Genomic DNA, 19,071 nt, shown 5'->3' with positions numbered 1-19,071 from the left:
CTGCCCGCCGTACGGCGGGTGGCAGGTTCGTGACCTGAAGCTTGCCAGGACATGACCCTCTGTTCACCTGTCGTGGGTGGAAGGGACGATCAGATGGCGACAACGCTGTCAGGGCCCCACCTGCACCAGGAGTTTCACCCGTGAACGTCTCACTCTCTGTCTGGCTGCTGACCGTCGTCGCCCTCTGCGCGCTCGTCGCCGTGGACTTCTTCATCGGCCGCAAACCCCACGACGTCTCCCTCCGGGAAGCGGGGACGTGGACCGTCGTCTGGGTCGTCCTGGCCTGTCTGTTCGGCGTCGGGCTCTCCTTCTACGGTGGCGGCGGGCCCACGGGCGAGTTCTTCGCCGGCTACATCACCGAGAAGTCGCTCAGCGTCGACAACCTCTTCGTCTTCGTCCTGATCATGGCGAAGTTCGCGGTGCCCTCGAAGTACCAGCAGCGGGTACTGATGGTGGGCGTGATCGTGGCGCTCGTGCTGCGCGCCGGGTTCATCGCGGCCGGGGCGGCGATCATCTCGGCGTTCTCCTGGGTGTTCTACCTCTTCGGCGCCTTCCTGATCTGGACCGCATGGAAGCTGATCCAGGACGCCCGCAAGGAGGAGCACGAGGAGGAGTACCAGGAGAACAAGCTGCTGAAGATGGCGGAGGAACGCTTCGGCGTGGCCGACCGCTACCACGGCACCAAGCTGTTCATCACCGAGAACGGCAAGCGGATCATGACCCCGATGCTGGTCGTGATGTTGGCGATCGGCTCGACGGACGTCCTGTTCGCGCTCGACTCCATCCCCGCCATCTACGGGCTGACCCAGGACCCGTACATCGTCTTCACCGCCAACGCCTTCGCCCTGATGGGCCTCAGACAGCTCTACTTCCTCATCGGCGGCCTCCTCAAGAAGCTGGTCCACCTCAGCTACGGCCTGTCGGTCATCCTCGGCTTCATCGGCGTCAAACTCGTCCTCCACGCCCTGCACGAGTCCGGCGTCCACGTCCCCGAGATCAGCATCCCCTTCTCCCTCGGCTTCATCGTCCTGGTCCTGGCGGTCACGACGGCTACGAGCCTGCGGGCTTCGAGGAAGCGGGAGCCGGCGGAGGCGGAGGGCACGCCGTAGCGGCGCCGAGCGGACCAGGTGAACCGAGTCCGCGTCCGGCTCCTCGGCCATCTCGCCGCCCACACCTCCACGGTCCGCCGCGGCGCCCTGGTCACCGGTGTGACGTACCGTCACCCGGCCTGCTCGCCAAGATCGCCACGTCGCCCGACGAGGTCCGCCACAAGCTCGACGTCCTGCGCGGCCACTGCGACCCCGAGGGGCGCGGCCGCGACGGGATCCGCAGGGCGGTCGTGTACACGGGCGAGGCGGTCAGCGGCGGCGACCTCGACGCCTTCACCCGGGACGTCGCCGGCTGCACCGGGCTCGGCATCGACACGGTGATCCTCGGCCCGCGTACGGGCGAACCGGCGGCGTTCATCGAGCACTTCGCGGCCCCGGCCGTGCAACGGCCGGCCGGGCTCGACCGATCCGGACGGTCAGGGTCACCGGGAGGGCGAGTTCGCCGCGCTCCTTGCGGGCGTCGCCGAGGGCCGGCTGCGCGAGACGACCCGCATCCCGCTGGCGTCCACGTTGCGGACCTGCAACGAACCACAGGCGCACCGCGTCCACACCGTGCTGCCCGCCGCCGTGCTGTGCCGGGACACCACCTGGTAGGGCTCGGCGCCGTCGGGCCACCCGCAGTGCGGGCAGACGGTACCGGTCGTGCTGGTCATGGCGACTCCTCGTACGTCGATGGCTGGTGGTACTCGTCGTGCTGGTCGACCGGCGCGACATGACCAAGGGTGCGGTGCAGCGTTCGTGTACGTCCAGGTTGACTTTCTGGACGTCACCTTGAAGCCTGGGCTTCATGATTGATCTGCGCCGACTGCACGTACTGAGGGCCGTGGCGCACTACGGCACGGTCACCGCGGCCGCCCGCGCCCTGCACTTCACCCCGTCCGCCGCCTCCCAGCAGATCCGCCAGCTGGCCCGTGACCTGGACGTCGACCTCCTCGAACCGCAGGGCCGAGGGGTGCGTCTGACCGCGGCCGCCGAGAGCCTGCTCGCGCACGCCGACGCGATCGCGGAGCGCTGGGAGGCGGCCGAACTCGACCTGCGCGCCGAGTACAGCGCCCCCGCCGGACAGCTGCGCGTCAACGGCTTCTCCACGGCCATCTCGATGCTGCTGGCACCGATGGCCGTACGGCTGCGGGAACGGTATCCGCGGCTGACCGTACGGATTCAGGAGGCGGGTGTGCCGGGGAGCTTCGACCAGCTCTTCGAGGGGGAGGTCGACCTGGCCGTGGTGGAGGTCACCCCGCGCAACCCGCCGCTCAGCGACGCGCGTTTCGACCAGCAGCCGCTGCTGGACGACCCGTACGACCTCGTCGTCCCCGACGACCATCCCCTGGCCGGGCGCGGGCGCGTCGAGCTCGGGGAAGTGGCGCGCGAGCACTGGATCGCGCCCATGCCGGACAGTGCCTGCCGCCCGCATGTGATGTCGGCATGCGGGGCGGCCGGGTTCACCCCCGACGTGGTCCACCACGCGGTGGACTGGAACGTCACCGCGCACCTGATCGCCCACCGGCTCGGCGTCGCCCTGGTGCCGAGGCTGGCCCAGCTGACGCCGCACCTGCCGATCACGCGGGTGCGCTGCGTGGGCGACCCGCATCGCAAGGTCCTCACCTGCACCCGCAGGGGCTGCCGGGAGCGCCCCGCGGTGGCTGCGGCGCTGCGCGAGCTGCGGGAGCTGGCGCCGACGGCGGTGGCCTGACGCACGCCAAGGGGCCGGAGCGCTCGGCTCCGGCCCCTTGGGGCAACCTCGTATCCGGTCAGGCCGCCACGGCCTCGCCCGCGTGCCCGTGGACGCGCGCGATGACCTCGGTCAGCTGCGCGGCGACCTCGGCGTCGTCGACCGGGTGCGTCTCGGCGAAACGGGTCACGGAGCCGGGGATGGACAGCTTGACGTCCTCCAGCACCTTGCCGCCGGCGATGCCCACGGCCTTACGGGTCTCGTCCTGCGCCCACACGCCGCCGTACTGGCCGAAGGCGGTGCCGACCACGGCGACCGGCTTGCCGCCGAAGGCACCGGAGCCGTACGGGCGGGACAGCCAGTCGATGGCGTTCTTCAGCACGGCCGGGATCGTGCCGTTGTACTCGGGGGAGAAGAGCAGGAACGCGTCGGCGGACTGCGCGGCCTTGCGCAGCTTGGCGGCGGTGGCCGGGACGCCGCCCTCGACGTCGATGTCCTCGTTGTAGAAGGGGATCTCGGCCAGGCCCTCGAAGAGCACGACCTCGGCGCCCTCGGGAGCGAGCTTGACGGCCGCCTCGGCCAGCTGACGGTTGTGCGAACCGGCGCGAAGGCTGCCGACGAGCGCGAGGATGCGAACAGACATGCGATCTCCAAGATGCTGAAACACTGCCGGAACAATCCGGACCGGGGTCCGTTTAATGTCTAGCACTTAACCGGACCGCGGTCCAGTTTCATTCCCGATGCTTTACGCTGGCTTCATGTCCGCCGCCCTGCCCCCGTTCCCGCAGCCCCAGGAGCCCGTCGACAAGCCTCAGTTGCTGGAGGTCGGTTCCACCGCCGACGAGTCCTGCCTGCGCGCCGACGCGGCCCGCAACCGGGCCCGGCTGCTGGAGGCCGCCGCCCGGCTGGTCGCGGAGCACGGCGCGGCCGGGGTCACCATGGAGGCCGTGGCCGCGGAGGCCGGCGTGGGCAAGGGGACGGTGTTCCGCCGCTTCGGTGACCGCACCGGTCTGCTGACGGCGCTGCTGGACCACTCCGCGCGAGGGCTCCAGGCCGACTTCCTCGGCGGCCCGCCACCGCTGGGCCCCGGAGCGCCCCCGGTCGACCGGCTCCGCGCGTTCGGCGTGGCGGTGCTGTACCGCTCGGCCGAGCAACTGGACCTTCAGCTGGCCGCCCAGCCGGACCCCACCCGCCGCTACGCCCACCCTTCGGTCCGCGCGCTGCACACCCACGTCACCGTGCTGCTGCGCCAGATCCTGCCGGACGCCGACTGCGACCTCCTCGCCCAGTCGCTCCTGGCGTACCTCGACCCCGCCCTGATCAACCACCTGACCAGGCAGTGCGGTATGCCCATGGAGCGACTGGAGAAGGGCTGGCTCGACCTGGTCGAGCGCGTGACGCGCACCGAGGCGTGAGCGGGCCGGGACCCTGACCCGAGCCCGGTCCACAGGTTCTGCGAAGATGCCGTACGTCATGGTGCAGATACCGAAAACGCCCGCGCCCGCCTCCCCCGCAACGCGCTCGGTACCCACGAGCGCCGACGTGGCCCGGCTGGCCGGCGTCTCGCGCGCGACCGTCTCCTACGTCCTCAACAACACCAGCGCCGTCCGGATCAGCGAGCCCACCCGCCGCCGTGTCCACGAGGCCGCGAAGGAACTCGGGTACGTCCCGCACGCCGCGGCCCGCAGCCTGCGCGCCGGCCACAGCCGCATGGTTCTCATGCCCGCCCCGAGCTTCCCCGTCGGGCCGCTCTACAGCCGCTTCCTCGGCGACCTCCAGCTGGCGCTCGGCCGCCTCGACTACACCGTCGTACAACACGGCAGTGTCGGTCTGCACGGCGATGAGGCGGCCCGCGCCTGGGCCGAGCTGCGCCCCGTCGCCGTCCTGGTGTCGGGCTCCGGCCTCGGCCCGAAGGGCGTGACGGTGCTCAAGCGCTCCGGCGCCCGGGCCGTGGTCTCGCTCGGCCCCGAGTCCGTCGAGGGCGCCCACGCCCTGCTGATGGACTACGAGGCCGTGGGGCACTGCGCGGGCCGCCATCTGTACGACCGCGGCCGGCGCCGGATCGGTGTGGTGGTGCCGCAGGAGTGCGGCCTGGAGTCCTTCTCCGCGCCCCGCCTCGAAGGCGTGCGCCGCGCCCTGCACGGCACCGATGCCGCCCTGACAGAGCTGTCGCTGGCCTACACGGAGGACTCCGCCGCCCGGCTCGCCGCCCGCTGGCGCGACCTCGGCCTCGACGCCGTGTTCGCCTACAACGACGAGTACGCGATGCTGCTCATGCGCGCCCTGGAGGACGAGGGCGTCCGCGTCCCCGCCGACACGGCCGTCATCGGCGCCGACGACCTGATGCTCGGACGCCTGTTGCGGCCCAGGCTGAGCACCGTCCACATCGAACTTCCGTCCGGCCGCGACCTCGCGGAGCTGGTCGACCGCGCGGTGCGCAACCCCGGCACCGCGCCCGAGACGCACAAGGTGCTGGGAGCGACGGTGGTGCACCGCGAGTCCAGCTGAGGCGCCGCGCGGCCGTCCGAGGCGGCGCGAGCCCGGCCGACGTACCGTCGAATCCAGGGAGGCGTGGACATGCGCACGACGGTCGGCATCATCGGCGGGGGCCCCGCCGGGCTGCTCCTCGCCCGGCTGCTGCACCGCGCGGGCATCGACTGCGTGGTACTGGAGGCCCGGACCCGGGAGTACGTCGAGCACCGCCAGCGGGCCGGGATGCTGGAGCAGGGCACGGTCGACGCGCTGCGCGAGGCCGGCGCCGCCGAGCGGCTGACGGCCGAGGGGCTGGTTCACCAGGGCATCGAGCTGCGCTTCGACCGGGAACGCCACCACATTGACTTCCCGAGCCTCACCGGCGGTCGTACGGTGACGATCTACGCGCAGACCGAGATCGTGAAGGACCTGGTCGCGCTGCAACTCGCCGAAGGCCCACCGCTGTTGTTCGAGGCGGAGGCGCTGGCCGTCGCGAAGCCGGAGAGTGACGAACCCGTCGTACGGTTCCGGCGCGAGGGCCGCGAGCAGACGCTGACCTGCGACTGGGTCGCCGGCTGCGACGGCTTCCACGGCATCTCCCGCGACTCCTTCCCGGCCGGTGCCGGCCGCTCGTACGGGCACGACTATCCGTACTCCTGGCTCGGCATCCTGGCCGAAGTGCCGCCGTCCTGCAACGAGTTGATCTACGCGCGCGGTGAGAGCGGCTTCGCGCTGCACAGCATGCGTTCGCCGGCCGTCTCCCGGCTCTACCTCCAGGTGCCGGTCGACACCGACCCCGACGACTGGCCCGACGACCGGATCTGGGACGAACTCGCCGCCCGCTTCGCCATCGACGCCGACTGGACCCTGCGCCGGGGGCCCATCACCGCCAAGTCCGTGACGCCGATGCGCAGTTACGTCCATGAGCCGATGCGCCACGGCCGGCTCCTGCTTGCCGGGGACGCCGCCCACATCGTCCCGCCGACCGGCGCCAAGGGACTCAACCTCGCCGTGTCGGACGTACGGGTCCTGGGCCGCGCCCTCGCCGCGCTGTACCGCACAGGAGACACACAGCTTCTCGACGGTTACTCGGAGCTGTGTCTGCAACGTGTGTGGCAGGCCACCCGTTTCTCGGACGACATGACTAGGATGTTGCACGCTCAACCAAATGGGGATGCGTTCGACGACCGGATGCAGCTCGCGCGACTGCGCCGGATCACCGCATCCCGTCACGCGGCCGCCGAACTGGCGGCGAACTACTCGGGACTTCCGCTCCCCGTGTGAGTCCCGCCGGTGATCGATCGGAGAGTCGCAATGCCGTTGCTCGACCCCAAGACCTGGCAGTCCAGCTCCCTGTCGGGAGACGAGTACGCCGTCACCGAGCCCGCCACCGGCGACACCCTCGGCACCGTCACCCTGGCCGGCGCCGAGGACGTCGGTACGGCCGCTCAGACCGCCCTCGCCGCCCAGTCCGAGTGGGCGCGCGTCCCGCACTTCGTGCGCGCCGCGGTGCTGCGCAAGGCCGGTGACCTGTTCGCCGCGCACGCCGACGAGCTGCGCGAATGGCTCGTCCGCGAGTCCGGCTCGATCCCCGGCAAGGCCGACTTCGAGCTGCACGTCGCCTCCCAGGAGTGCTACGAGGCCGCCGCGCTCGCCTCCCGTCCGGCCGGGCACATCCTGCCCAGCGAGGCGCCCCGCCTGTCGTACACACGCCGGGTCCCCGTCGGCGTCGTCGGCGTGATCGCCCCGTTCAACGCCCCGTTGATCCTCTCGATCCGCTCGGTCGCCCCGGCCCTGGCGCTCGGCAACGCGGTGATCCTCAAGCCGGACCCGCGCACCGCGGTCTGCGGCGGCCTGGCCCTCGCGGCGATCTTCGCCGAGGCAGGTCTGCCCGAGGGGCTGCTGCACATCCTCCCGGGCGGCCCGGAGGCGGGCCAGGCGCTGGTCGCCGACCCGCGCGTGCCCGTCATCTCCTTCACCGGGTCCACGGGTGCGGGCCGGGCCGTCGGCGAGGCCGCCGGGCGCCATCTCAAGCGCGCGCACCTGGAGTTGGGCGGCAACTCCGCCCTGATCGTGCTGGAGGACGCCGACATCGACGCGGTGATCTCCACGGCCGCCTGGGGGTCGTTCTTCCACCAGGGCCAGATCTGTATGACGACCGGCCGCCACCTGGTCCACCAGTCGCTGTACGAGGAGTACGTCGAGCGGCTCGCCGCCAAGGCCGACTCCCTCGCCGTCGGCGACCCGCACCGCGCCGAGGTCCACCTCGGCCCGCTCATCGACTCCGGCCAGCTGGGCAAGGTGCACGGACTGGTGGAGGCCAGCACGGCCCGGGGCGCCAAGCTCGCCGCCGGCGGCACCCACGAGCGGCTGTTCTACCGGCCGACCGTGCTCGCCGGCGTCGACGACCAGACCCCCGCGTACGCCGAGGAGGTCTTCGGCCCGGTCGCACCCGTACGCCCCTTCACCACCGCCGACGAGGCCGCCGCTCTTGCCGCGGCAAGCTCCTACGGCCTCTCGCTGGGCATCGTCACCCGGGACGCCGCCCGCGGCCTCGACCTGGCCGAACGCATCCCGACCGGGATCGTCCACATCAACGACCAGACCGTGAACGACGAGGCCGTCGCACCCTTCGGCGGCATCGCCGCCTCCGGCACCGGCGCTCGCTTCGGCGGCGAGTCCAACCTGGAGGCCTTCACCGACGTGCGCTGGACGACGGTGCGCGCAGACGTGGCGGCGTACCCCTTCTAGATCGCGGTCCTACTGGCCGTTCTGCTCGGCCTGCCCCTGCTGAGCGGCCACGGCCTTGTGGACCTCGTCCATATCGAGCTTCCGGGCCTGCCCGATGACGTCCGTGAGGGCGGCCTCGGGCAGAGCACCCGGCTGCGCGAACACGGCGACACGGTCCCGGACGATCATCAGCGTCGGGATCGACTGGATACCGAAGGCCTGGGCCAGCTCCGGCTGTGCCTCGGTGTCGACCTTGCCGAACACAAGATCAGGGTTCTCCTCGGCCGCCTTCTCGTAGACCGGGGCGAACTGACGGCACGGCCCGCACCACGACGCCCAGAAGTCGATCAGGACGAAATCATTGTCCGTGACCGTCTCGTCGAAGTTCTCCTTGGTGAGCTCCACGGTGCTGCTCATGGCGTAATCCCTCTTCCTGGTGTCGGGGCGAAGCCGTCGGCGACAACACGGCCGTACGGGTGCGTATTCCGCGCGCGTACCCGTGTGGCCACGCCGCACACCACCCGGAAGACTGACCCCATGACGGAAACGGATTCCATCGCGTACGACGTCGTGGTGCTCGGCGCCGGGCCGGTCGGGGAGAACGTCGCGGACCGCACCCGTGCGGCCGGACTCTCCACCGCGGTCGTGGAGAGCGAACTGGTCGGCGGCGAGTGCTCGTACTGGGCGTGCATGCCCAGCAAGGCGCTGCTGCGCCCGGCCATCGCCCAGGCCGACGCCCGCCGCCTGCCCGGGCTCGCCCAGGCCGTACAGGGCCCCCTGAACGCGGCCGCTGTCCTCGCCCGGCGCAACGACTTCACCTCCGACTGGCACGACGACGGCCAGGTCCAGTGGCTGGCCGGCATCGGCGCCGACCTCTACCGCGGCCACGGCCGCCTCACCGGCCCGCGCACCCTGGAGGTGACCGGCCCCGGCGGCGAACGGCATGTGCTGACCGCCCGGCACGCCGTCGCCGTGTGCACCGGCAGCCGGGCCGTCCTGCCCGACCTGCCGGGACTCGCCGAGGTCAAGCCGTGGACCAGTCGCGAGGCCACGGGCGCCCAGTCCGTGCCCGGCCGGCTGGTCGTGGTCGGCGGGGGAGTGGTCGCCACCGAGATGGCCACGGCCTATCAGGCCCTCGGCTCCCGGGTCACGCTCCTGGTCCGCGGCAAGGGACTGTTGAACCGCATGGAGCCCTTCGCCGGTGAACTGGTCGCCGAGGCGCTCACCGAGGCCGGCACCGACGTCCGCACCGGGACCTCGGTCGAGTCGGTGACCCGCGAGAACGGAACGGTCCGGGTCGTCACCGACCGCGGCGACCGGATCGAGGCCGACGAGATCCTCTTCGCCACCGGACGCGCCCCGCGCACCGACGACATCGGCCTCGACACGGTCGGCCTCGCGCCCGGCTCCTGGCTGGAGGCCGACGACAGCCTCCGCGTCACCGGCAGCGAATGGCTGTACGCGGTCGGCGACGTCAACCACCGCGCCCTCCTCACCCACCAGGGCAAGTACCAGGCCCGCATCGCCGGCGCGGCCATCGCCGCCCGCGCCTCCGGCGTACCCCTCCTCGAATCCGACCCCTGGGGCGCCCACGCCGCCACCGCCGACCACGCCGCCGTCCCGCAGGTCGTCTTCACCGACCCCGAGGCCGCCGCCGTCGGACTCTCCCTGGCGGAGGCGGAACAGGCCGGCCACCGCGTCCGCGCCGTCGACCACGACCTCGCCTCCGTCGCCGGCGCGTCCCTGTACGGCGACGGCTACCGCGGCCGCGCCCGCATGGTCGTCGACCTGGAGCGCGAGATCCTGCTCGGCGTCACCTTCGTCGGCCCCGGCGTCGGTGAACTCATCCACTCGGCGACCGTGGCGGTCGCCGGACAGGTGCCGATCAGCAGGCTGTGGCACGCGGTTCCGTCGTATCCGACGATCAGCGAGGTGTGGCTGCGGCTGCTGGAGTCGTATCGCGACAACTGAGCCACCTCACCCGGCCATCAGGTCCAGGTAGTCCTCGCTCCACAGGTCCTCTTCGGACTCCGGCAGCAGCAGCACCCGGTCCGGGCGCAGCGCCTCGACGGCACCTTCGTCGTGGGTGACCAGCATGATCGCGCCCGGATACGTGCCCACCGCGCCCAGGACTTCGGCCCGGGAGGCCGGGTCCAGGTTGTTGGTCGGCTCGTCCAGGAGGAGGACGTTCGCGCCGCAGTGGACCAGGCCCGCGAGCGCGAGACGGGTCTTCTCACCGCCGGACAGGGCGCGGACGGGCTTGTCGGCGTCGTCGCCGGTGAACAGGAACGAGCCGAGAACGTGCCGTACTTCGCCGTGGCCGAGATGCGGGGCGGCGGACGCCAGGTGCGCGATCACCGTCCGGTCAGGGTCCAGCGTGTCGTGTTCCTGGGCGAAGTAGCCCAGCCGCAGCCCGTGCCCGTGCACCACCCGCCCGCCGTCCGGCTCGTCCTGCCCGGCGAGGATGCGCAACAGGGTCGTCTTTCCCTCCCCGTTGGGGCCGAGGACGACGATACGGCTGCCCCGGTCGACCGCCAGGTCGACGCCCCGCAGGACGTGATGGCCGCCGTACGACTTGGTCAGGCTGACGGCGCCGAGCGGGACCCGCCCGCAGGGCTGGGGTTCGGGCAGCCTGATCCTGGCCACCTTCTCGGTGCGCCGGGCCGGTTCGAGTCCGGCGAGCATGCGGTCGGCGCGGCGGTCCATGTTCCTCGCGGCCACGGCCGTCGACACCCGGGCACGCATCTTCTCGGCCTGGGCGCGCAGCGACGCCGCCTTGCGCTCGGCGCCCGCCCGCTCGCGAGTCCGCCGCCGCTCGTCGGCCTCCCGCTGGGCGAGGTAGGCCTCCCAGCCGGTGTTGTGCACATCGATCGTGGCGCGCCGCGGGTCCAGGTGGAACACCCGGTTCACCGTGGCGGTGAGCAGGGACGTGTCGTGGCTGATCAGCACGAGCCCGGCATGATGGTTCGTCAGAAACGTGCGCAGCCAGGCGATCGAGTCCGCGTCCAGGTGGTTCGTGGGCTCGTCCAACAGCAGGGTGCCGTGCTCCGCGAACAGGATCCGGGCCAGCTCCACACGGCGGCGCTGCCCGCCCGACAGCGCGCCCAGCGGCTGGTCCGTCAGACGGACGGGCAGCCCGAGACCGGCGGCGACCCGGGCCGCCTCGGCCTCCGCGGCGTACCCTCCGGCGGCCTGGAACCGGGCCTCGGCACGCACATAGGCGTCCATCGCACGCCGCCTACCGTCGGCCATGGCCTCCTCGGCGCGACGCAGGGCGCGTACGGCCCGGTCGAGGCCACGCGCGGACAGGATGCGGTCGGTGACGGTGACCGTCGGGTCCAAGGCGCGGGAGTCCTGGGGCAGATGGCCGACCTGGCCGGTCCGGGTCACGGTCCCGGCGGCCGGGGGCAGCACGCCCGCCAGGGTGTTCAACAGGGTGGTCTTTCCGGCGCCGTTGCGGCCGACCAGGCCGATGCGGTCGCCGGGGGAGATGTGGAAGGAGATGCCGGACAGCAGCAGACGCGCGCCGACGCGCACGTCGACACCGGTGACGGTGATCATGAGAAGACGCTCCGAAACAAGCAAGAGGACACACGGGTGGCGTGGAAGCGGGGCCTCAGCTAGGAAATTCGGGGCGTGGACATGCGGTCAGAGTAGCGAGGGCGCTGCGTCGGGCGCCGCTGATTTATCGACGGCGCCGTCCGGCAGGGCGGCTGGAAGCCGGGCTACGGCAGTTCGAAGCCGAGGGCCCGCGCCGCCTCGTCCGGAACCGGCTGGGCCCACGACTCGGCGACGGCCTGGTTCGAGGAGAGGGAGCGCAGCTCGGCCCGGTCCAGATAGAGCAGGCCGTCGAGATGGTCCGTCTCGTGCTGCACGATCCGGGCGGGCCACCCCGTGAACACCTCGTCGACCGCGCGCCCGTGCTCGTCCTCGCAGGTCAGGCGCACCTCGGCGGCCCGCGCCACCACCGCCTGATAGCCCGGGACGCTCAGACAGCCCTCGAAGAACGCGGCACGCTCGCTGCCGACCGCTTCGTACGAGGGGTTCACCAGCACCCGGAACGGCTGCGGCACCCGTCCGCGAGCCAGCCGTACCTCCTCCGGCACCGGTGCGGGGTCCTCGATCACCGCGATCCGCAGCCCCACCCCGACCTGCGGCGCGGCGAGACCGACGCCGGGCGCCGCGTGCATCGTGATCCGGAGGGCCTCGACGAAGCGGGCCAGCAGCGCGGGGTCCAGCTGGCCGGCGAAGGGCTCCGTGGGGCGCCGGAGCACCGGGCCGCCGGCCGCCACGATGGGCAACGGGCCCTCGGTGGCCAGGAGTTGCTCGACCTGTTCGGCCAGGGGCGCGCGCTCGTTCGGTAGTGCCATCGCGCCAGGATGCCATGGCCCCCGCGCCGCCGCCGGACTCCCTTGTGACGCACGTCACTTGAGATGGCGGGAACTCGACGGCTCCTCCGCCCGACTACTGGACCGCCACAGCACAGAACCGTCCCCGCTCCCCACTCCCCGGAGAAGCCGCCGATGTCGATCGCACCCTCGACCACCCCGGAGGAGGCGACGCAGCCCGACGCCCCAGCGTCGCCCCGCAGATGGGCACCCCTGCGCCCGCTGATCCTGCGTCTGCACTTCTACGCCGGAGTCCTCGTCGCGCCGTTCCTGCTCGTCGCCGCGGCCACCGGTTTCCTGTACGCCGGAGCGTTCCAGGCCGAGAGAATCGTGTACGCCCACGAGCTGACCGTCCCGGTCGGCGACGAGAAGCTGCCGATATCCCAGCAGGTCGCCGCCGCACGCAAGGCCAACCCCGAAGGCACGGTCTCGGCCGTACGGCCCTCCCCGGAGGCCGACGCGACGACCAGGGTGATGCTGTCCGGGGTCAAGGGCGTCGACGCCGACCACACGCTGGCCGTGTTCGTCGACCCGTACACCGCGAAGGTGCGCGGCGCCCTCGAACAGTACGGCTCGACCGGCGCCCTGCCGCTGCGCACCTGGATCGACGAGTTCCACCGTGACCTGCACCTCGGCGAGAACGGCCGTCTCTACAGCGAGTTGGCGGCCAGCTGGCTCTGGGTGATCGCGGGCGGCGGCCTGGTGCTGTGGTTCTCCCGCCGCCGCGCCCTGCGCAAGGTGCGGGGCACCAGCGGACGCCGCCGCACCCTCGGTCTGCACGGCACCGTCGGCGTCTGGGCCGCGATCGGCTTCTTCTTCCTCTCCGCGACAGGCCTGACCTGGTCGGCGTACGCCGGCGCCAACATCGATGAGCTGCGCACCTCCCTCGGCCAGGCCACCCCGTCCGTCTCGGCCGCGGCGGGCGGAGACCACTCAGGCCACGGCGGCGCCGCCGCCACGGGCGGCAGCGGCGAGCACGGCGTCGGCCTCGACAAGGTCCTGGCGGCCGCGCGCGCCGAGGGACTGGGCGACCCCGTGGAGATCGTGCCGCCCGCCGACTCCTCGTCCGCGTACGTGGTGCGGCAGGTACAGCGAAGCTGGCCGACGAAGCAGGACGCGGCAGCGATCGACCCGTCCACGGGTGCGGTCACCGACGTCGTGCGGTTCGAGGACTACCCGGTGCTCGCCAAGCTGACCCGCTGGGGGATCGACCTGCACACCGGCGTCCTCTTCGGCCTGGTCAACCAGATCGCCCTGATGCTGCTGGCGCTCTCGCTGATCGTGCTGATCGTGTGGGGCTACCGCATGTGGTGGCAGCGCGGCCGGGGCTCCGCCTTCGGCCGGCCGCTCCCGCGCGGCGCCTGGCAGCAGGTGCCCCCGCAGATCCTGGTCCCACTGGTGGCGGTCGTCGCCGTGGTCGGCTACTTCGTACCGCTCCTCGGCATCTCACTGGCCGCGTTCATCGTCGTGGACGTGGTCCTCGGCGAGGCGGCCCATCGTCGGGGCAGGCGCAAGCCGGCGGAGGCGAACTGACCAGAACCGGCCACTGCTCGACAGCCGGCGTCCGGTCACTTGTTCAGGGCCGCGAACTCCGCGTCGTACCGTTCGGTGATGAGGTTCAGGACGCGTCCGGCGACAGCGAGATCCTCCGCGGGGATGCCGGCGTAGACCCGGGCGGTGATGGGGGCGGCCTCGGCGGACGTCCGCTCGTACAGCTCCCGGCCCGCGTCCGTGATCCGCACCAGGGACGGCCCCTGAGCGGCCAGCACCGCGGCGCTGATCAGCTCGTCGACCACGGAGTGCGCGTCCGCCGCGTCGATCTTGAGCGCGCCGACGACACCGCCGACGAGGTGCTCCCGCTCGATCGGCGCGTCGGCGACGGCGACGAGCCGGAGGGTGACGGACTGCTGGAAGGTCACGCCATGGCGGTCCAGCACGTTCTCGAGTAGTGCTCGGCTCGCGTAGTGGGCCAGGCCTATGACCCGGGGGTTGAGCGGGGGAGTGATGGTGGTCATGACTGCTCCTTGTCGGGCTCGCCGTCCGTGGTGAAGGGGTCGAGAGGTACGTCGAGCAAGGTGGCCAGCTCGCGCCGGAACTCCCGTGTACGCGCGCTGTCCAGGCCTCCGAGCGGCGCGAGCAACTGCTCGAGCAGTCCCTGCACGACCTCGATCGCCTGCCGGGTGCGCTCCTGGCCCGGCTCGGTCAGCGCCAGCTGCACCGCGCGAGGGTCGCGGGGATCCCGGGTGCGTTCGAGGAGGCCGGCGCCCTCCAGGGCGCGCGCCAGCTTGGAGACGTACAGCGGTTCCAGCCCGGTGTGGTCGGCGAGACGCCGCTGACTGGGGCGCTCTCCGTGTCGCTGCATGTCGTACAGCGAGGCCACCAGCGCGTACTGCGCGTGGGTGAGCCCCAGCGGGGCCACGGCCCGGTCGACCGCGACCCGCCACTTCGTCGACAGGCGCCACACCAGGAAGCCGGGTGAGGCGTTCTCGGAACCCTTGCTCATGATGAATACCGTACATGGCGACTATATACATGGCTACTGTTTTCCGGTGCGCATCGGGACAGCCCCGGGTGACGGACTGACGTGGCGGCCCCGTCGGGGCTACTTTGGGCGGCATGAGCAATCTTGATCGCGAGGCGGTGCCCGCCGTCTGCGGCGGCCGTGGTTTCGTCGTGGCAGAGCCCGTACGCGAACTCCTCAGCCCTCGCCGGGTCAAGCTCGGCGAATCCACCGAAGTCCGCCGCCTGCTGCCCAACCTGGGCCGGCGCATGGTCGGCGCCTGGTGCTTCGTCGATCACTACGGCCCCGACGACATCGCCGACGAGCCCGGCATGCAGGTGCCGCCGCACCCGCACATGGGCCTTCAGACGGTGAGCTGGCTGCACGAGGGCGAGGTGCTGCACCGGGACTCGACGGGCAGCCTCCAGACGATCCGCCCGCGCGAGCTGGGCCTGATGACCTCCGGCCGCGCCATCAGCCACTCCGAGGAGAGCCCGAAGGCGCACGCCCGCTTGTTGCACGGCGCCCAGCTGTGGGTCGCCCTCCCGGACGGCCACCGCCACACCGACCCGCACTTCGAACACCACGCCGAGCTGCCGGTCGTCACGGCGCCCGGCCTGCGGGCCACGCTGATCCTGGGCGGCCTCGACGGCGCCGCCTCACCCGGCACGACGTACACCCCGATCGTCGGCGCCGACCTGTCCCTCGCCCACGGCGCCGACGTACGCCTCCCACTGGACCCGGACTTCGAGTACGCCGTCCTGTCCATGTCCGGCGAAGCCCACGTGGACGGCGTACCGGTCCTGCCCGGCTCCATGCTCTACCTCGGCTGCGGCCGCACCGAACTCCCGCTGCGCGCCGAGTCGGACGCCGGCCTGATGCTCCTCGGCGGTGAGCCCTTCGAGGAGGAGCTGATCATGTTCTGGAACTGGATCGGCCGGACCCAGGAGGAGATCGAACAGGCCCGCCGGGACTGGACGGAAGGATCGCGGTTCGGGGAGGTGAAGGGGTACGACGGCGCCCCGCTGCCCGCCCCCGAGCTACCGGTGACCCCTCTGAAGCCACGAGGAAGAGTTCGCTGACCTGCGGAAATGGCTGGCTGGTTGGGGACAGGTGGGTGACTAGGTCGCCTGTGTTGCTTGCCCCCCTTCCGTAACGTGGGGGAGGGCGGTTGGGAGTGCTGCAAGCCCGGTGTGCGGTGCGGCGGCATCCCAGGCTGTGTCCGTCTGTGGGTAGCTGTGGCAGTACTCTTGCTAACCCTTTGCTAACTCTAATGACGCGTAATCAGTTCCCGTCAGGCGTTTCTGCCGAACCTTCGCGGTGGTGTAGCTGTCGCCGCAGGTTGAGTGGTCACTTGACGAGGCGGAGCCGGCGAGGGGCGATGCCGAAGTGGTCGAACTCGACTGACTGCGGCTCGCGGCCACCGCACGATCTTCAGGGTCCACACAACCCCCGGTGATCACGCGGTGGCCGTGCCCGTTCCCCGCCGGGTCCGACGCGAGATCGCGAAGCCAGACTGGAGTACGAGGCCGTGTTTACGAACCCCCTAGCCAGAAGCCAGAGGCATGCGTAAGCGGTTCCGCCTCCAAAGCTGAGACGGCGGACCGCCGGGCCCGCACTCGGGACCGGCGGTCGGATCGGCCGCTACGCCCATACGTCGTAGCTGTTGCAGTTGAAGTTGTAGCCTCCGGCCGACGAGGTGATCTCGAAGCCGAACGCGATCTCGTCGATGCTGACCCGCGGCATGCGGCCCTGGCTCACCAGCCACTGGCAGTGCGCGGTGATGTCCACCCACGATTCGGTGGTGTGGTTGCGCGCCAGGAAGCTGTAGACGGGGTGGTACTCGCCGCCCTGGTAGAGCGCCCAGTTGCGGTGGCCGAGGTTGACGTCGGTGACGTACGAGCCGATCGGGCCGACCGAGCCGTGCCACTGCGTCCAGATCATGATCTCGTAGTCGTGGTCGTTGCCCCACACGTCGTAGGCGGTGCAGTAGGCGAGGCCCGAGCCCGAGGGCACGGAGACGTTGTGGTTGCTGGAGACGTTCCCCATGTTCCAGACGTCGCGCCCCAGCATGTACCTGGCGTGCGGGTAGGACTTGACGCCTCCTGTGTTCGGGTGATTGGCCCAGACGCCCCAGTTCGAGTGGGAGTTCGCCCAGATGCTCTGAGGGCCGCCGCCGCTGCCCCAGACGTGGTTGTGCACCGTGTACGCGCCGTCCCTCCACTCCCCGTACCTTTCGGTGGAGGACCAGGTGGCGGCCTGTGCGGGGGACTGGAGGGCGCCGACGGCACCCGCGGTGCCCAGCGGTACGGTCAGTGCTGCGGTAAGGAGCGATCTGCGTCGCATGAAGGACACGCCTTTCTCGAGAAACTCGGCTTCATCTTTGATCGGTCCGGTGCCGGTCAGGCTGTGGTGCCGGTGACCGTGGTGCCGGTGCGGGTCAGGGTGTAGATGAGGATTTCGCCGGGCTGCCGCAGCTCCTGGTGTGCCTCGGCTCCGGCGTTCGCACCCAGGGCGGTCGCCGGTATGGCCACCAGGCCGAGGAGGGTCGCCACCAGGGCGATCAGGAGTCTGCGCTCACGAGGCTTCACGAGTCATTCCTCTTCCTTGAGGTTCCTCGAGGGTCGAAGCGGCTCGTGCCCTGTCGGCGGAGGTGACGTGTGCACGAGCGTGGGCGATCGGGGGCTGCGCGGTGATCGCTGGGTCAGCGCACGGGAACGCGCGACGGTGTGGGTGGTGTGGGGGAAGCGGCTCATCGTCGCGCTCTCCGGCCTACGTCAGACGAGTGATCGAAGCGCTTCGATGTTCGCTGAGATTAGGACCCATGGGCGGGTCGCACAAGCCCTGGTGCAGCGTTCGATGAGCGATTCGACGGCTTTTTTGGGAGAATCGAAGCGCTTCGACAACGGGGGGATGCGGGCTCTGAACGCACCTCGCCCCCGATGCCTGGGTGGCACCGGGGGCACGTGGGGCTCTTCGCAATCCCGCGACGTTCAGCTTCTGGTTGCCAGACGACCGCAGGGATCACAGGGGTGGGTGGGCATTGGCCAGCAGCTCCTGGAACTGGGCCTCGAACCAGTGACCCGAGAGCGGCGCGTCCGGCAGCGCACCGGACATGTGGTGTTGGTTGAGGGGATTGCCCTCGTAGGTCGGGTCGCACATGCGGTCGAAGCCCTTGCCCTCGTCGTTCGGGATCTCCTCGCTGGAGCCGTCCGACTCACCCGGGGCTTGATCCAGACGTAGGCGTGGATCCCGGCGGCGGGGGACGCCGTCGGCCGTTCGCCGAGACGCGCGCCGGCCTGGTTGCACCAGTTGCCGGTGTGGATGCGCTGGTCGATGCGACCACCGTTGATGTACTCGTCGACGCTGGTCTCCGGGCCCGGGCCCTCCGGCCGGTCGGGGCCGCCCCAGCCGTTCCGCGAGGTGTCGATGATCAGGCCGGCACGATCATCGTCGACGGCGCCCTGTTCACCGATGCCCTCCCCACCACCTGGCGCATCCTGCCCGGGTTCCCCATCGGCATACCAACCAAGAAGAAGAAGGCCCTGCGGGCTCGGTATGACGCCCGCGCCGCCTACGCCTTTACCCCTCACAGCCACCTGGACGAGGACGGCTACCAGCGGTTCAAAGGGCCAGCCCGCGCCGGCAAGCTTCGCTGCCCCAACTGCCCGCCTTCCATGCGGTTGCCGCACTCCCGTCCAAGCGGCCCCAACGCCGATCCAGCACGGTACCGATGACCAGGGACGATGACAGGTGACGAGATGTCAGAATATCCAGCACCGATCCAGCACAGGCATGGAAACGGGGCCATCCCGAAAACGGGGCGAATTCTTCGACACCGCCGAGCTGTACGGCGCCGGTACCGGCAGCAACGAGATCCTCCTGGGCAAGGCAGTCAAGGACTTCCGTGACGAGGTGGTCCTCGCCACCAAGTTCGGCTTCGACATGACGGCCCAGCCGCCGGGCTCCGGCTTCGACAGCCGCCCGGAGAACATCCGCAAGGTCGCCGAGAACAGCCTGCGTTACCTCCAGAGCGACCACATCGACCTCTTCTACCAGCACATCTCCGACCCCGACGTTCCGGTCGAGGAGGTCGCCGGCGTGGTCGGCGAACTGATCGCCGAGGGCAAGGTGAAGTACTTCGGCCTGAGCAACGTCGGCCCCCAGTACATCCGCCGCGCCCACGCCGTCACCCCGGTC

General features: G+C 71.0%; 20 protein-coding genes and 1 pseudogene. 11 read left to right on the top strand and 10 right to left on the bottom strand.

Going from position 1 to position 19,071, the window contains the following annotated elements; genetic code table 11:
• The first annotated feature begins 140 nt into the window (after positions 1 to 140).
• Entirely contained in the window at positions 141 to 1,109 is a 969-nt protein-coding gene (locus KUM44_RS37405; RefSeq protein WP_217214223.1) for a TerC family protein, read from the top strand.
• 422 nt (positions 1,110 to 1,531) lie between these two features.
• Here the strand turns inward: KUM44_RS37405 and KUM44_RS37400 are convergent, their stop codons facing one another.
• Positions 1,532 to 1,762: a hypothetical protein gene (locus KUM44_RS37400; protein WP_217214222.1), complete on the bottom strand. Its 231-nt coding sequence runs from the start codon at positions 1,760 to 1,762 to the stop codon at positions 1,532 to 1,534.
• A 134-nt stretch (positions 1,763 to 1,896) separates the two neighbouring features.
• Between KUM44_RS37400 and KUM44_RS37395 the strand changes: the two genes are divergently transcribed.
• On the top strand, positions 1,897 to 2,802 hold the full coding sequence (locus KUM44_RS37395) for a LysR family transcriptional regulator (protein WP_217214221.1): 906 nt from the start codon (positions 1,897 to 1,899) through the stop codon (positions 2,800 to 2,802).
• 58 nt (positions 2,803 to 2,860) lie between these two features.
• On the opposite strand, the gene KUM44_RS37390 is transcribed toward KUM44_RS37395, so the two are convergent.
• The gene (locus KUM44_RS37390; protein WP_217214220.1) at positions 2,861 to 3,424 is read right to left on the bottom strand and encodes an NADPH-dependent FMN reductase; all 564 of its coding nucleotides are present in this window, start codon (positions 3,422 to 3,424) and stop codon (positions 2,861 to 2,863) included.
• 97 nt (positions 3,425 to 3,521) lie between these two features.
• Here KUM44_RS37390 and KUM44_RS37385 point away from each other — a divergent pair, with 97 nt between their 5' ends.
• The 4 genes from KUM44_RS37385 (at position 3,522) to KUM44_RS37370 (ending at position 8,004) form a co-directional block, all read left to right on the top strand.
• Complete coding sequence (locus KUM44_RS37385) at positions 3,522 to 4,196, top strand: TetR/AcrR family transcriptional regulator (RefSeq protein ID WP_217214219.1); 675 nt, start codon at positions 3,522 to 3,524, stop codon at positions 4,194 to 4,196.
• Positions 4,197 to 4,242: 46 nt separating this feature from the next.
• Positions 4,243 to 5,289, top strand: a complete 1,047-nt coding sequence (locus tag KUM44_RS37380) for a LacI family DNA-binding transcriptional regulator (protein WP_217214218.1) — start codon at positions 4,243 to 4,245, stop codon at positions 5,287 to 5,289.
• A gap of 69 nt (positions 5,290 to 5,358) precedes the next feature.
• A complete protein-coding gene (locus KUM44_RS37375) occupies positions 5,359 to 6,537 on the top strand; it encodes a 4-hydroxybenzoate 3-monooxygenase (RefSeq protein ID WP_217214217.1) in 1,179 nt (392 codons plus the stop codon).
• 30 nt (positions 6,538 to 6,567) lie between these two features.
• Entirely contained in the window at positions 6,568 to 8,004 is a 1,437-nt protein-coding gene (locus tag KUM44_RS37370) for an aldehyde dehydrogenase family protein (RefSeq protein WP_217214216.1), read from the top strand.
• A 9-nt stretch (positions 8,005 to 8,013) separates the two neighbouring features.
• On the opposite strand, the gene trxA is transcribed toward KUM44_RS37370, so the two are convergent.
• Positions 8,014 to 8,400 carry a thioredoxin gene (gene trxA / locus KUM44_RS37365; RefSeq protein ID WP_217214215.1) on the bottom strand — a complete coding sequence of 129 codons (387 nt, stop codon included), beginning with the start codon at positions 8,398 to 8,400 and terminating at the stop codon, positions 8,014 to 8,016.
• Positions 8,401 to 8,520: 120 nt separating this feature from the next.
• On the opposite strand from trxA, the gene KUM44_RS37360 reads away from it, so the two are divergent.
• Complete coding sequence (locus KUM44_RS37360; RefSeq protein WP_217214214.1) at positions 8,521 to 9,954, top strand: NAD(P)/FAD-dependent oxidoreductase; 1,434 nt, start codon at positions 8,521 to 8,523, stop codon at positions 9,952 to 9,954.
• A 6-nt stretch (positions 9,955 to 9,960) separates the two neighbouring features.
• On the opposite strand, the gene KUM44_RS37355 is transcribed toward KUM44_RS37360, so the two are convergent.
• Positions 9,961 to 11,544 (bottom strand): ABC-F family ATP-binding cassette domain-containing protein, encoded by a 1,584-nt coding sequence (locus KUM44_RS37355; RefSeq protein ID WP_217214213.1) that lies wholly within the window; start codon positions 11,542 to 11,544, stop codon positions 9,961 to 9,963.
• 164 nt (positions 11,545 to 11,708) lie between these two features.
• Positions 11,709 to 12,353 carry a peptide deformylase gene (locus KUM44_RS37350; RefSeq protein WP_217214212.1) on the bottom strand — a complete coding sequence of 215 codons (645 nt, stop codon included), beginning with the start codon at positions 12,351 to 12,353 and terminating at the stop codon, positions 11,709 to 11,711.
• Positions 12,354 to 12,506: 153 nt separating this feature from the next.
• Here KUM44_RS37350 and KUM44_RS37345 point away from each other — a divergent pair, with 153 nt between their 5' ends.
• Positions 12,507 to 13,904, top strand: coding sequence for a PepSY domain-containing protein (locus KUM44_RS37345; RefSeq protein WP_217214211.1), 1,398 nt, complete (start codon positions 12,507 to 12,509; stop codon positions 13,902 to 13,904).
• Between the two features lie 35 nt (positions 13,905 to 13,939).
• Here the strand turns inward: KUM44_RS37345 and KUM44_RS37340 are convergent, their stop codons facing one another.
• Together KUM44_RS37340 and KUM44_RS37335 are read right to left on the bottom strand one after the other, a co-directional pair.
• Positions 13,940 to 14,386: a MarR family winged helix-turn-helix transcriptional regulator gene (locus KUM44_RS37340; RefSeq protein WP_217214210.1), complete on the bottom strand. Its 447-nt coding sequence runs from the start codon at positions 14,384 to 14,386 to the stop codon at positions 13,940 to 13,942.
• Entirely contained in the window at positions 14,383 to 14,874 is a 492-nt protein-coding gene (locus KUM44_RS37335; RefSeq protein ID WP_217214209.1) for a MarR family winged helix-turn-helix transcriptional regulator, read from the bottom strand. Before KUM44_RS37335 ends, KUM44_RS37340 begins: the two co-directional genes overlap by 4 nt.
• A 113-nt stretch (positions 14,875 to 14,987) precedes the next feature.
• On the opposite strand from KUM44_RS37335, the gene KUM44_RS37330 reads away from it, so the two are divergent.
• Positions 14,988 to 15,953: a pirin family protein gene (locus KUM44_RS37330; RefSeq protein WP_217214208.1), complete on the top strand. Its 966-nt coding sequence runs from the start codon at positions 14,988 to 14,990 to the stop codon at positions 15,951 to 15,953.
• A gap of 562 nt (positions 15,954 to 16,515) precedes the next feature.
• Here the strand turns inward: KUM44_RS37330 and KUM44_RS37325 are convergent.
• The 3 genes and pseudogenes from KUM44_RS37325 to KUM44_RS46290 form a co-directional block, all read right to left on the bottom strand.
• Positions 16,516 to 17,217, bottom strand: a complete 702-nt coding sequence (locus KUM44_RS37325; protein ID WP_217214207.1) for a hypothetical protein — start codon at positions 17,215 to 17,217, stop codon at positions 16,516 to 16,518.
• A 56-nt stretch (positions 17,218 to 17,273) separates the two neighbouring features.
• The gene (locus KUM44_RS37320; RefSeq protein ID WP_217214206.1) at positions 17,274 to 17,462 is read right to left on the bottom strand and encodes a hypothetical protein; all 189 of its coding nucleotides are present in this window, start codon (positions 17,460 to 17,462) and stop codon (positions 17,274 to 17,276) included.
• Between the two features lie 433 nt (positions 17,463 to 17,895).
• Positions 17,896 to 18,311, bottom strand: a pseudogene (locus KUM44_RS46290) (glycoside hydrolase family 6 protein); the annotation flags it as partial.
• On the opposite strand from KUM44_RS46290, the gene KUM44_RS46285 reads away from it, so the two are divergent.
• Both KUM44_RS46285 and KUM44_RS37310 read left to right on the top strand, forming a co-directional pair.
• Positions 18,192 to 18,608, top strand: coding sequence for a hypothetical protein (locus KUM44_RS46285; RefSeq protein WP_254390717.1), 417 nt, complete (start codon positions 18,192 to 18,194; stop codon positions 18,606 to 18,608). The pseudogene KUM44_RS46290 and the gene KUM44_RS46285 sit on opposite strands and share 120 nt — an antisense overlap.
• A gap of 58 nt (positions 18,609 to 18,666) precedes the next feature.
• On the top strand, positions 18,667 to 19,071 hold a 405-nt coding region (locus tag KUM44_RS37310; RefSeq protein ID WP_254390685.1), incomplete at its 3' end, for an aldo/keto reductase.

It is taken from the genome of Streptomyces sp. AC550_RSS872 (assembly GCF_019049285.1).
GTDB lineage: Bacteria > Actinomycetota > Actinomycetes > Streptomycetales > Streptomycetaceae > Streptomyces.
The sequence above is the reverse complement of the archived record's forward strand: the minus strand, read 5'-3'. Positions and strand labels throughout refer to the sequence as shown.